At 64.6% G+C, this 13,017-nt stretch carries 11 protein-coding genes; 5 read left to right on the forward strand and 6 right to left on the reverse strand.

Annotated features, from left to right (window positions below; translation table 11 throughout):
* Positions 1–7: 7 nt before the first annotated feature.
* Together AB7008_RS42275 and AB7008_RS42280 are read left to right on the forward strand one after the other, a co-directional pair.
* On the forward strand, positions 8–973 hold the full coding sequence (locus AB7008_RS42275; RefSeq protein WP_441260767.1) for a 2-hydroxyacid dehydrogenase: 966 nt from the start codon (positions 8–10) through the stop codon (positions 971–973).
* A 101-nt stretch (positions 974–1,074) separates the two neighbouring features.
* A complete protein-coding gene (locus AB7008_RS42280) occupies positions 1,075–3,042 on the forward strand; it encodes a methyl-accepting chemotaxis protein (protein WP_304491396.1) in 1,968 nt (655 codons plus the stop codon).
* Positions 3,043–3,185: 143 nt separating this feature from the next.
* Here AB7008_RS42280 and AB7008_RS42285 read toward each other — a convergent pair whose 3' ends face one another.
* Complete coding sequence (locus tag AB7008_RS42285; protein ID WP_304491397.1) at positions 3,186–3,854, reverse strand: TetR/AcrR family transcriptional regulator; 669 nt, start codon at positions 3,852–3,854, stop codon at positions 3,186–3,188.
* A 108-nt stretch (positions 3,855–3,962) separates the two neighbouring features.
* Here AB7008_RS42285 and AB7008_RS42290 point away from each other — a divergent pair, with 108 nt between their 5' ends.
* Positions 3,963–4,607 (forward strand): glutathione binding-like protein, encoded by a 645-nt coding sequence (locus AB7008_RS42290; protein WP_441260768.1) that lies wholly within the window; start codon positions 3,963–3,965, stop codon positions 4,605–4,607.
* 48 nt (positions 4,608–4,655) lie between these two features.
* Here AB7008_RS42290 and AB7008_RS42295 read toward each other — a convergent pair whose 3' ends face one another.
* The 4 genes from AB7008_RS42295 to AB7008_RS42310 all read right to left on the reverse strand — a co-directional run bounded on the left by AB7008_RS42295 (position 4,656) and on the right by AB7008_RS42310 (position 8,497).
* The gene (locus AB7008_RS42295; protein ID WP_441260769.1) at positions 4,656–5,540 is read right to left on the reverse strand and encodes a sugar phosphate isomerase/epimerase family protein; all 885 of its coding nucleotides are present in this window, start codon (positions 5,538–5,540) and stop codon (positions 4,656–4,658) included.
* Between the two features lie 2 nt (positions 5,541–5,542).
* A complete protein-coding gene (locus tag AB7008_RS42300; RefSeq protein ID WP_248879920.1) occupies positions 5,543–6,310 on the reverse strand; it encodes a substrate-binding periplasmic protein in 768 nt (255 codons plus the stop codon).
* A gap of 37 nt (positions 6,311–6,347) precedes the next feature.
* Complete coding sequence (locus AB7008_RS42305; protein ID WP_441260770.1) at positions 6,348–6,671, reverse strand: c-type cytochrome; 324 nt, start codon at positions 6,669–6,671, stop codon at positions 6,348–6,350.
* A gap of 107 nt (positions 6,672–6,778) precedes the next feature.
* A complete protein-coding gene (locus AB7008_RS42310; protein WP_028161104.1) occupies positions 6,779–8,497 on the reverse strand; it encodes a pyrroloquinoline quinone-dependent dehydrogenase in 1,719 nt (572 codons plus the stop codon).
* A gap of 604 nt (positions 8,498–9,101) precedes the next feature.
* Between AB7008_RS42310 and AB7008_RS42315 the strand changes: the two genes are divergently transcribed.
* Positions 9,102–10,514, forward strand: a complete 1,413-nt coding sequence (locus tag AB7008_RS42315) for a DUF4403 family protein (protein ID WP_441260771.1) — start codon at positions 9,102–9,104, stop codon at positions 10,512–10,514.
* 2 nt (positions 10,515–10,516) lie between these two features.
* Positions 10,517–11,701, forward strand: a complete 1,185-nt coding sequence (locus tag AB7008_RS42320) for an alpha/beta fold hydrolase (protein WP_441260772.1) — start codon at positions 10,517–10,519, stop codon at positions 11,699–11,701.
* Positions 11,702–11,707: 6 nt separating this feature from the next.
* Here the strand turns inward: AB7008_RS42320 and AB7008_RS42325 are convergent, their stop codons facing one another.
* Positions 11,708–13,012, reverse strand: coding sequence for a TRAP transporter large permease (locus AB7008_RS42325; RefSeq protein ID WP_028161106.1), 1,305 nt, complete (start codon positions 13,010–13,012; stop codon positions 11,708–11,710).
* Positions 13,013–13,017: the final 5 nt, after the last annotated feature.

Genomic DNA, 13,017 nt, shown 5'->3' on the forward strand with positions numbered 1-13,017 from the left:
ACTTCGAATGAGCATGGGCACACTGGCCGTCCTGATCAACAGCACGCAGCAGAATTGGCTGCCGGAGCGTTGGAAGGCCCGGTTCGACGCGGTCTGCGGCGGCCGCCGCGTGGTGCTGCTGCCCGACGCCGGGCTCGATCCGGCCGAGGTGCACTATGCCGCGGTATGGAAGCCGGTGCCGGGCGACCTCGGCTCTTTCCCCAATCTGCGTGCGATCTTCAATCTGGGCGCCGGCGTCGACGCGCTGATGGCCGACAGGAGCCTGCCCGATGTGCCGCTGGTGCGCGTCGCCGTGCCTGATCTCACCAATCGCATGACCGAATATGTCGTGCTGCACGTGCTGATGCACCACCGCCAGGAGCTGTACCTGCGGGACTCGCAGCGCGCAAAACGCTGGGAGCCGCAATATCAGTGGCCGGCGAGCGCCGTCACCGTCGGTGTGATGGGGCTTGGCACGCTGGGGGCCGATGCCGCCGATGTGCTGCGCCGGCTCGGTTTCCGCGTTGCCGGCTGGAGCCGCAGCCCGCGCACGATCGAGAGCGTCGAATGCTTCCATGGCGCCGCGCAGATCGATGCATTCCTGCGCAAGACCGACATCCTGATCTCGCTGTTGCCGCTGACGCCTGACACGCACGGCATCCTCAACCGCGACGTCTTCACCAGGCTCAACCGCAGCAGCCCGCTCGGCGCGCCCGTTCTGATCAATGCGGGTCGCGGCGGCTTGCAGAACGAAGCCGATATCCTGGCCTGCCTCGACGACGGCACGCTTGGCGCGGCCTCGCTCGACGTCTTCGTGCAGGAGCCGCAGCCTGCGGACAGCCGGTTCTGGACCCACCCCAAGGTGCTGCTGACCCCGCACAATGCGGCCGACACCGACGCGGATGCAATCTCGGCCTATGTCGCCGAGCAAATCGCAAAGTTCGAGGCCGGCGGTGCGCTGGAGAACGTGGTGGACCGGGCACGGGGATATTAGGGCTCTGCAGACACCCTCGGTTGTCGTCCCCGCCTCGTTCACCCTCTCTTAGCGAGAAGTTGATAGGCGTTGTTAACCAACGCTCAAACAACGAGTCGGACATGCGGGCAACGCTCGGCCTCAGGATGCGGATCACGGTTGCGCTGGCGGTGACCGCGGCGGCGACCGCGCTGTTTGCAGTGCTCGGGGCGATGTGGATCATCGCCGGGATCATCGACCGGGCCGACCAGCGGGAGCTGCGCAGCCATTACGATGCCTTGCAGTCGCGCATCGCCGAGGAATCGCACCGCGCCGCCGCGATGAGCGCCGTGGTGGCGGCGATGCCGGCGACCCAGGAGGCGATGGCAAAGCAGGATCGGGAGGCGCTGGTGCGCCTGTTCGGACCGGTGTTCGCCGCCATCAAATCCGACTACGGCGTCGATCAATTCCAGTTCCACGTGCCGCCGGCGACCTCCTACCTGCGCGTCCACCAGCCGGCCAAGTTCGGCGACGACCTCTCGGGCTTCCGCAAGACCGTCGTCGTCGCCAACCAGGACCACAAGGTCGTGGTCGGTCTGGAAGGTGGCGTGGCCGGGCTCGGCATCCGCGGCGTGGTGCCGATCGCGCAAGGGGCCAAGCATCTCGGCACGGTCGAATTCGGCCTGACCTTCGGCCAGCCCTTCCTCGACGACTTCAAGGCCAGCCGCCATGTCGACATCGCCTTCCATCTCGCCGACGGTTCGGGCTTCAAGCTGTTCGGCGGCACGCTGAAGGGCAGGAGCTTCTTCGATGCAGCCGACTACAGCCGCGCTGCCGGCGACGGATTCACCGTGCGGCAGGCCAGGCTCGACAACACGCCGGTCGCCGCGCTGCTCGGACCGATCAAGGACTTTTCCGGAAAGCCGCTGGGCGCGGTCGAACTGGTGATGGACAACGCCGATTACAAGGCCTCTGCCGACCGCGCCTGGCTGCTGGCGATCGGAATTGCCGCGCTCGGCCTCGTGCTGGCGGCGCTCGTCGGCTATCTCATCGCCCGCAGCATCTCGCGCCCGATTCTCTCGATCACATCGGTGATGCGCGAACTCGCCGACGGCCGGCTCGACGTCGCCGTTCCCGCCACCAAGGCGAATGACGAGGTCGGCGCCATGGTGAGGGCGGTGGCGGTGTTCCGCGACAATGCGGTCAACTTCAACAAGCTTCAGGCGGAGCAAGCCGACATCCAGGCGCGGTCCGAAGCGGAGAAGCGCCGCGCCTTCGCCGCGCTGGCCGACAATTTCGAGGCCAGCATCCGCGAGGTCGTCACCACGGTGTCCGCGGCCGCGGTCGAGATGGAGCACACCGCGCGCTCGATGTCCGGCATCGTCGAACAGTCGCGGCAGCAGACCCGCGCGGTGTCGTCGGCCTCGGCGCTGGCCTCGGAGAACGTGCAGACGGTCGCGGCCGCCGCGGAGGAATTGTCCTCGTCGATGACCGAGATCAGCCGCCGCCTCGCCCACGCGACCGAAGTCGTCGGCAGGGCCGCAAGCGACGGCCGGCAGTCGAACGCGCGGGTCCAGAGCCTCGCGGACACCGCGCAGAAGATCGGCGACGTCGTCTCCTTCATCAATGGCATCGCGGGGCAGACCAATCTGCTCGCGCTCAACGCGACGATCGAGGCGGCGCGCGCAGGCGAAGCCGGGCGCGGTTTTGCTGTGGTTGCCTCCGAAGTGAAGGCGCTCGCAACCCAGACCGCGAAGGCGACCGAGGAGATCGGCGCGCAGGTAACGGCGGTGCAGGGCGAGACCACAGGCGCAGTGGACGGCATCCAGTCCATTTGCGCGACGATCCAGCAGGTCGACGAGATTTCGGCCGCGATCGCCGCGGCCGTCGGCCAGCAGGGCACGGCAACGCAGGAAATCGCACAGAACGTCCAGCAGGCGGCCGCCCGCACCGGCGAAGTCTCGCAAAACATCTCCGGTGTCACCGCCGGCATCGCCGCGACGGGCACGGCGGCCGAGGAAGTGCTGGGCTCGGCAATCGAGCTGTCGAAGCAGTCGCAGCGGCTGCGGGACGAGGTGGATCGCTTCCTCGCGCATATTCGCGCGGCGTAGTCGGGCGTAGACTCGCGCCGCATTCTCGCTGTCGTCCCCGCGAAGGCGGGGACCCATAACCCCAGGGAGCAGTTGCGGCGCGAGACTGGTAACTCCGAGTCTTCGCCAAACACCTCCCTGGGGTTATGGGTCCCGGGCTCGCGCTATGCGCGCCCCGGGACGACAGCCTCACTTTTTGCCCCCACCATCACGTCAATCGCCCCCTTCACGATCGCCTCGAGCTCCTTGCGCGACACGCGGGCGCGGGAGCGGATGGCGATCGAATGCACGGTTGCGGAGGCGAGTTGCGCCAGCGCGGCCGGGTCGGCGCTCGCGGGCAGCTCGCCCTTCTCCTTGGCGCGGCGGAAGCAACTGGCAAAGGCCTTGTCGAGCTCGGTCAGTCCATCCAGCACCATGGCACGGATCTCGGGATCGCCGACGGCTTCGGACGCCGCGGTCACCACCGTGAAGCAGCCGCGCGGACCGGTCTCGCCGGAGAGATAGATGTTCAGCGCGGACGCGAAGATGCGCTCGAGCCGCTGGCGCACCGGCATCTCCTGGCGAAAGATATCGACCATCGAGGCGCGCGCCTCCTCGCGGTAGCGCTGGTAGCTCTTGATGTAGAGCTCGCGCTTGTCGCCGAAGGCGCCGTAGAGGCTCGGCCGGTTCATGCCGGTCGCTTCGCTGAGATCGTCTAGTGACGTCGCCGCAAAACCCTGGCGGCGGAACAGGTCGAGCGCCTTGCCGAGCGCGATTTCGGGCTCGTAGGCGCGCGGACGGCCACGGCGCTTCGGCTCATTGGCAGCAGCTGGCGGCTTCGCTTTTTGTACCATTTCGCAAATTAATCCTTGACCGCCGTTATATTATACAAGATGGTACAAAAATCAATCTGGCCAGGTTGAGCGACACTGACAACGAGGAATTGCCCAAGGAGGCCCAAGATGGATCTTTATTTCTCGCCGCTCGCCTGTTCGATGGCGACTCGCGTCGCGCTGTATGAAGCCGGCGCCGAAGCGAATTATCTCGAAGTCGATCCGCCGACCAAGAAAGTGCTGAACGACGGCACCGACTTCGGCACGATCAACCCGATCGGCCTCGTGCCGACGCTGCGCACCGACGAGGGCGTGGTGCTGACCGAGAACGCCGCGATCCTGCAATATGTCGCGGATCGGTTCCCACAATCCGGCCTCGGTGCGGCCCAGGGCATCGACCGCACCCGGCTGCATCAATGGCTCTGCTTCATCGGCACGGAGCTGCACAAGGGCCTCTTCATCCCCCTGCTCGACCGCAAGGCGCCGCAGGAAACCAAGGCCTATGCACTGGAGAAGAACCTGTCGCGGCTCGACTATCTCGACAACTACCTGAAGGGGCGCGACTTCCTGCTCGACCATTTCAGCGTGGCTGACGCCTATCTCGTCACGGTCATCAACTGGACCATGGCGACCCCGCCGATCGAGCTCGCCAAATGGCCGAACGTGAAGGCGTATCACGACCGCCTGCGCCAGCGGCCGTCGGTCGCGAAGGCGATCGCCGAAGAGTTCGAGCTGTACAAGGCCGAGCAGGCGCGGAAGAAGGCGGCGGCGTAGCGAACCGTCGAGGCACTGCCGTCCCGGCTCCGGGCCGGGACGGCAGCATCATCTGCCCTGCGCAAAATGCGGTTGGCGGCGAAGGAAAGCGATGCTGATCTCAATGCTTCGCAAGGGCTCGGCGGAGATGTCCTGCTCTACGAACACATGCTGTACGCCGCTCTCAAACGCAGCGTCGAGTATCGCGGCGAAATCGATCGTGCCTCGCCCCAACTCGGTGGTTGATCCATCCGTCGCCATGTCCTTGAGATGAAGCAAGCGAAATCGCGATGGATGCGCCCTCAGAACACGCGCGGAGTCGAGATTGCCCCTGGCTGCCCAGTAGACATCGAGCTCGAACTTGACGAAGCGCTCGTCCGTGCGGCTGAGCAGAACGTCGTATGGCAGGATGCCGCCAGTGAGGTCTGCGAACTCGAAATCATGATTGTGATAGGCGAGCGTCAACCCCGCGCGCGTCGCCAGTTCACCGATCCTGTTCAACTCGTCGCAAATCCGCTTCCAGTCATCGATTGTCTGTCGCTCCGGCGGATCAAGCCATGGACAGACGACGAACCGGCTGCCAAGCGAATGGGCGAGGTCGAACGATGATCCGGTCTTGTCCCGCAGGTTGCCATATTCGAGATGCAACGACGGCGCGCTGAGACCGAGGCTGCGCAAAAGCTCGCCGGTGCGCCTCACGTCGGGGCCGAGAATGCCGGCGAACTCCACCTCGCTATAGCCGAAGCGAGCAACGTTGCGCAGGGTGCCCTCAAAGTCGTTCTTTAGGAGGTCGCGGAGCGTATAGAGTTGGAGACCGATCTTGCGTTTCTCGCTCGCGGATACCGAAGCCGCTCCCATTGCCATTCCGGCGGCCAGATATTGAAGGACATTGCGCCTGCTGAGTGCCACGCCTCGATTGATCGAGCCCTTTGGACTGCCGGGGCCGAGACGCACGGCTACCTCGGCGCCTCGAGGACGATACCGTAACGGCGATAGATCCGATCGATCGTGCCGTCGTTGCGCAGCCGTTGCAGCGCCCCGTCGATCGCCTCGCGCAACGCATCATCCGGGCGGATCATGCCGACGGCGACATTCCAGTTGAGGTCGGCCACGCCCTCGTCGCGATCCAGGATCCGGAGCGCCTTGTCGGGATGCGTCAGATTGAAATAGCTCGCCGCGGTGGGCGTGACCGCAGCCGCATCGATCTCATGGTTTGATACGGCGTCGAGGCTGTCGGTCTCGAAGCCGAAGGTCGATATGGGCACGCGCCGCTGACCGATGATCATGGCGGCGACAGAGCCGACCTGCACCCCCACCTTGGTATGCTCGCTGAGGCTCTTGAACGACGTGAGCGCGCTGGATGTCGGCACCGCGAGCGCGACGCCCGTGCGATAATACGGTTTCGAGATCCTCAAGCGGGTTTCGCCTTGCGCCTCGCGATCGGCGATGACATCCAGGAGAATGTCGCAATTGGCGCTGCGCATTTGATACTGCGTGATGATCCAGTCGAGCCGCAGCGGGACACCGAGCTCGCGTGCCAACGCCTGTCCCAACTCGACCTGAAAGCCGGGCGGATCACCGCCCTTGCGCGCAAAAGGAAGCGAGTTGGGATGCGCGCATAGTCCGAGCGCGCCACTCGCGCGGATCGCGTCCAGGGTTCGCGCCTGCGCCGGTCCCGACAGCCCGATGGCGGCACCGACGATAACCAGGACAATTGCCTTCATGCCGCGTCCTCATCTGGATGGATCAGGTTCCGGAGGGTCAGCCTTCGCGCGGCTTCAAGGCGCGGATATATTTGACGATCTGGTCGATCTGCGCGTCACTGAAGCTCTCGCCGAATGCCGGCATCGCACCTTGCTTGCCGATCTTGATACGGTTGTGCAGAAAGTCGTCGTCTCGTTGCGAATTCATCAGTTGCGGCCCCCTGCCGGCAGCCCGGCCGCCGTCGGAGTGGCAAAAGCCGCAGGTCCCCGCGAACAACTGCTCGACGTCCAACGACCCGTTGTCCGGCGCCGGCGTGGCAAATTGAGCTCGAGCCACCACAACGCACAGCAACGAAGCCCCTAGCACCGCCGGAAGCGACATCGAATGCAGTTTCAACACGTCCGCTCCATTCCTGAATCACGCGCGGCCGCTACAATCGACCGAGAAGCGGGCTTGCACCCGCTTCTCGGCAGATCGTTTGAGGCAGACTATTTCAAGCTGAAGACGACGAGGGCGCCGTCGTCGCGCGGCATGCTCTTATAGACGCCGCCAAAGTTTGGTGCATATTCGTCCGCCAGCATTCCGCCGAAGCCGGCTGTCACAGCGATATATTGCTTGCCGCCGACGGAGTAGCTGACGATACCGCCCTGGTGGCCGGTGCCGTTGTTGTGCTTCCACAACTCGGCCCCGGTTTCGGCATCGTAGGCGTGAAGGATGCCGCGGGAGTCGGGCACGAACACGAGATTACCTGCGGTCGACAAAACGCTCCCAAGGGGCGGCTCGGGAAAGCGAACCTCCCATTTCTTCGCGCCCGTTATCGGGTCGCGCGCGTCGAGATGTCCGTAGATCTCGCCGCTCGGAGGCGGCACCATCTTGAAGTCGGCGCCGATGTTGAGCTGGACCTGGGGCGTGGTGACCGGCGTCGTCTTCTGAATATCCAGCGTCATGCACCATTCCTGGCCGATCTTGTAGTAAAGACCGGTCTTCGGGTTGTACGAGCCGGCATTCCAGCTGATGCCGCCGCCAATGAACGGACACAGCGGTACTTCAGTGACCTTCCCGACGGGGAAATCGCGACGGCCGATCAGCGCACCTGTCTTGGGATCGATATCCTTGACGAAGTTGATGTTCTCGACCAGCCGCCAGACGTTCTTCACGCCAAGATTACGGTCGTAGACGAACACGAAGCCGCCCTTGTTCGGATGAACAACGTATTTCTGGCCGTCACGCTCGAGCATCACGAACTCGCCGACGGCGCTGTCGAAGTCCCAGGCGTCGTGCGGCAGTTCCTGATGGTAGGATTTCAGCTTACCGGTATCGATATCGAGAGCGATGACCGAACTCGTATAGAGATTGTCGCCGGGACGCGCACCTTGCGTCTTGTAGTCGGCGCCCGACCAATCGTAGAGCGGCGCCGGGTTCGCGGTGCCCCACAGGATGGAGTTGGTCTCGGAGTCGTAGGTGCCCGGCATCCAGCCGCCGCCACCGCCCGTGCGCCATGAATCGTTGCCCCAGGTCTTCATGGCCTCGTCGGTGCCCGCGACCGTCAGGAACTCCCACTTCTTCTTGCCGGTGGTGGCATCGACAGCGAAGATCGGGCCGCGACCCGGCCATTCACCCCCCTGCGAGCCGATGATGACGCTCCCCTTCGCGTAAAGCGGCGCGCCGGTGAAGCCGACCGTGAGCTTCTGCGAGTCGATCAGCCTGGTTTCCCAGAGCACCTTTCCCGACTTCGCATCGAGCCCGAACAGACGACCATCCATCGTACCGACGAAGACCTTGCCTTCACCAAGCGCTACGCCGCGATTGTAGGGCGAGTGGGTCTGTCGGCTGATGAGCGCCTCGTCGAGTTCCGGAAAGAACGACCAGATGACCTCGCCGGTCGCGCCGTTCAGCGCAAAGACCCGGCTGTACGAACCCGAATAATAAAGCACGCCATCGGCCACGAGCGGCATTGACTGCAGGCCGCGCGTCGATCGTCCGGGAATATGCGTCCAGGCTACGCCCAGATTGCCGATGGTGTTGGCATTGATCTGCGCGAGCGGGCTGTAGTGATGGGACTTGTACGAACCGTGATAGGTGAGCCAATCGTTCTGACCGGCGCTCTCGATCCGGGCCGTATCCACGGTTTGGGCCAACGCCGACGACACGATCAGCGTCGCGCCGGCAACAAGAGGTAGACCAGAATTACACCAACGCTTCTTCATCCGTTCCTCCCGCTTTTGTGTTTGTTGAACTCGCGTCTCGCAGACGCGGCGAGGGATGTTTGCAGCTCGCTAAGTGTCGGTTCTTCTCCATCGCATATGAGCTGCCAACAGCTCTCAATCTCTCTCGGCGGACATCGCCAAAAGGAGCTACGTTTCCAAGACTGGTTGCTATTGCACTTCTGCTCGCAGTCACAGAGTACGCCGGATCATGGGCAGTGCAAAGACGGAATGCACGCGCGGCGTGAACTTGACGCACGGAGACGATTCGAAATGGCAGTGGCGCTGACCGTTTCGTCTCGGCCGGCAGTTCTCAGACTCAAACAGCGCAGCGCCCGCGGAGAAGCGTCGTCGCGTGATCATTTGGACCGGGGCGGCGTCAATCTCTTTTGAGCAATTCAAGAACGACCATCGTACCGGACCGATATACAAAGCCTTGCTCAAAGCGCGATGCCGCGCCATACAAGTGCTGCGATACGTGGCCATTGAATACAAGCAATAATTGACCAACTGACCGCCCTCTCCTTCCGCGATTTTGCTCTGAAGACCGAACGGCACCGCTGCCGGCGGCCTGGGCGCGAAGCAGGGCCAAGCTGGAATAAGAAGAATGCCCGTTCCTTTACGAATTGTCCGTTCGGTGAAACGTACCGGGCTTGTTGCGCTCGCCCTCATCGCACTCGCGCAAGCCGCGCACGCCGCCGACAAGCCGCCGCTCGCTCCCGATCCGCCGGCGCCGCTCGCCACGACCTCGCGGGTGTCCGCAACCATCGAGTTCGGTCTGCCGGCGCTCGCCAAGGCGATCGAGCAGGATATCCCCAAGCGGCTTGCCACCATCGACGAGCGCGTCAACTGCGTGCACCGCCGCGTACTGATGTTCCGTGTCAACGCCAATTGCGACGTGTTTGGCTTCGTCAATCGCACCAGCGGCGTCTCGCTCTATGGCCGCGGCGACCGCGTCTATGGTGCAGTCTCGATCTACGGCGCGGCCGAAGGCCAGGGCGCCAACCGCTTCACCGCGCGCATCCGCGGCCAGACCGAAGCGCGTGCGACGATCGAGGCAGAGGCACGGCCCGCGCTGCGCAAGGACTGGTCGCTCGACCTGAATTTCAGCGACTCCTTCCACTGGAGCGAGGCACCTTATTTGCACGTGCTCGGCCGCGAAGTCGATCTTGCGCCCTACGTCGAGCCGCGCATCCGCACGCAGCTCGCGCGCGTGCGGTCACGTGCGCTGGCCGCGGCAAGGAAACTCAATCTGCGGGACAAGGCGGCCGCTGCCTGGGCGCATGCGTTCGAACCGATGAAGCTCGCCGACGAGCCGCCGGTCTGGCTGCAAGTAACGCCGCAAGCTGCCGCATTTGCCGGCGTGCGGGCCAACGACAAGGTGTTGTCCGGCTCGCTCGAACTCTCCGGCAGTGCCGTAACGTCGATCGGGCAGCAGGGTGCGAGCGTCACCCCGACATCGCTGCCGCCGCTTGGCACCGACGTGACCGCGCCGGGAACGTTCGACGTCATCCTTCCGGTCCGGCTCGGCTACGACGCGATCAAGGACAAGATCAGCCAGGCCATCGCCGCGCTGCCGGCGCAGGACAGCGCCTTGCGCGAGGTTCAGGTCTATCCGTCCGCGGGCAAGCTTGTGATCGGCCTGCGTCTTGCGAAGACGTCGGACAGCGACCCCGATGCAGGCCAATGGAGCTATCTCTCCGGCGCACTGAAGGTGGATGATGCGAGCAAGAGCGTCGCGCTTGCCGATCTCGATCTCGCCGCGCAGGACGGAGAGCCAAACCCCGGCTTGCAGTCGATCGTCGCGCAGTTGAAGCAGGCCGTGAATATTGACTATGGCATCTCCTACCAGAACCTGCTGATGGCGGCGAACCAGCGGCTGACGCGTCCGCTCAAGGACGGCTTTCGCATGGAAGGCAAGCTCTCCTCGGTGCAGTTCGACAAGGCCTTGCTGCTCGCCGACGGGATCACACTCGCGTTGCGCGCAAGCGGCGAGCTGAAAATCCTGTACGGGATGTGAGCATGCGCTGGATCGGATCGCAAATGCTTGGCACCGCCCGCGCTCTGATGGCCGCACTCGTCATGTTCGCCGCCGGCATCGCGACTGCCCACACGCAATCGGCATTTTACGATGCACCGGCATCGCTTGCGGATGGACCGCCTGGCAGTCTGGTGCGGCAAGAGCCGATGGATGGCGCGCCGCTCGGCGCATCGGCCCTTCGCCTGCTCTATCGCTCAACCGGATTGAAGGGCGAGCCCATTCTCGTCTCGGGCGTCGTCATCGTGCCGCAAGGACCGCCGCCACCGGGCGGCCGCTCGATCGTCGCCTGGGCGCATCCGACCTCGGGCATCGTGCCGCGTTGCGCGCCGTCGCTTGCGATCTTCCTGTTCCAGCAGATCCAGGGGCTGCGCTCGATGGTGGCGCGCGGCTACATCGTCGCGGCGACGGACTATCCCGGGCTCGGCACGCCGGGTCCGCATCCCTATCTCGTCGGCGAGAGCGAAGGCCGTGCCGTGCTCGACATCGTGCGCGTGGCGCGCGATCTTGGCGGCGGGGCCAAGGATTTTACCTTGTGGGGACACTCGCAAGGTGGACAGGCCGTGTTGTTCGCGGGACAGCTGGCGCCGACCTACGCTCCCGATCTCCGTCTGCTGGGCGTCGCGGCTGCAGCGCCCGCAACCGATCTTGCCACGCTGATGAGCGACGATATCAACTCCGTCGGTGGCAAGAACATCACGGCGATGACGCTATGGTCGTGGCATCGCGTCTACGGCGCCGCGCTCGACGGCGTCCTCGATCCGCGCGCGCTGCCGGTGATCGACCGGCTGGCACGCGAATGCATCGAGGGACCATTCGACATCTTCATCCGCCAGAGGACCGAGCGGCCGCTCCAGCAACATTTCCTGACCGTGCCCGACCCGACCAAAGCCGAGCCGTGGCGCTCGCTGCTGGAGAAGAACAGCGCCGGCACGTTGCCCGCCGGCGTGCCAGTATTCCTAGCTCAGGGGACTGTCGACCAGATCATCCCGCCCGCGGTGACGCGGGCCTATATGGGCCGGCTGTGCAAGGCGGGCAGCCCCGTGAAAATGGTCACCCTTCCCAACATCGGACACGGCCGCGCCGCACAGGCGAGCACGATGGCCGCTGTGAACTGGATGACCGACCGCTTTGCCGGGAAGCCCGCGCCAAACGACTGCGGCGGGTAGCCCGAGCTATCCGTACAGCACCCGCGGCAGGATCGTGACGATCCCAGGCCACAGCGTCAGCAGCAGCACGAAGCCGACCATGATGATGAGATACGGCATTGTGACACGCGCGATGTAGCCGAGGCCGTCTTCGGTCAGGCCCTGGATCACGAACAGGTTGAATCCGACCGGCGGCGTGATCTGCGCCATCTCGACGGCGAGCACGAGGAAGATGCCGAACCAGATCTCGTCGAAGCCCGCGCCCTTCACGATCGGCAGCACGATCGGCAACGTCATCACGATCATCGAGAAGCCGTCGAGGAAGCAGCCGAGGATCAGGTAGAAGATGATCAGCACCACGATCAGCATGAAGGGCGACAGGCCGAGGCCCTTGACGAAGGCGGCCACTGCCTGAGGAATGCCGAGGAACGCTGCGGCATTGCCGAGGATCGATGCGCCGAGCACGATCAGCGCGATCATCGAGCAGGTCACGACCGAACCGATCAGCACGTCGCGCATCACCTGCTGCGACATCGAGCCCTGCGCCCAGGCGACCAGCCCGGCGCCGAGCACGCCGACGGCGGCGGCCTCCGATGGCGTCGCGAGCCCGCCATACATCGAGCCGAGCACGCAGGCGATCAGGAACAGCGCCGGCGCCAGGTCCTTCAAGGCGGCGAAGCGTTCGCCCCACGGCACCTGCGAGAGTTTTGCTTCCGTCTCCGGCACCATCGCGGGCTTGAGCGTCGTGTGCAGCATCACCCAGCCCATGAAGGTGGCGGCCAAGAGCAGGCCGGGCAGCACGCCGGCCGTAAACAGCTTGAGAATGGAAACGTCGCCGAGCACGCCGTAGATGATCATGATGTTGGACGGCGGAATCAGGAAGCCGAGGGTCCCGGCGCCGGCGAGCGAGCCGATCGCGATGTCGCGCGAATAGCCGCGGCGCAAGAGCTCGTTGAGCGACATGCGGCCGATCACCTGCGTGGTCGCAGCCGACGAGCCCGAGATCGCCGCGAAGATGGTGCAGCCGATCACGTTTACATGCAGCAGGCGGCCCGGCAGCAGGCCCGCCCACGGCGCGAGTCCCTGGAACAGCGAGCGCGACAGGCGCGTGCGGAACAGCAGCTCGCCCATCAGGATGAACAGCGGCAGCGCCAGCAGCTCCTGCGTGGTCAGAATGTTCCAGGCGTATTGCGGCAGCAGCTTGTCGAGCGGGATCGAGCGGAACATCGCGAGCAGCAGTGTCGCGGTGAGCGCGAGCGTGAGGCCGATCCAGACACCGCCCGCCAGCAACGCGAACAGGATCCCAAACAGGGCAACGACTTCGATGGTCATGCGAT

Source organism: Bradyrhizobium sp. 521_C7_N1_3, from assembly GCF_052075975.1.
Lineage (GTDB): Bacteria > Pseudomonadota > Alphaproteobacteria > Rhizobiales > Xanthobacteraceae > Bradyrhizobium > Bradyrhizobium japonicum.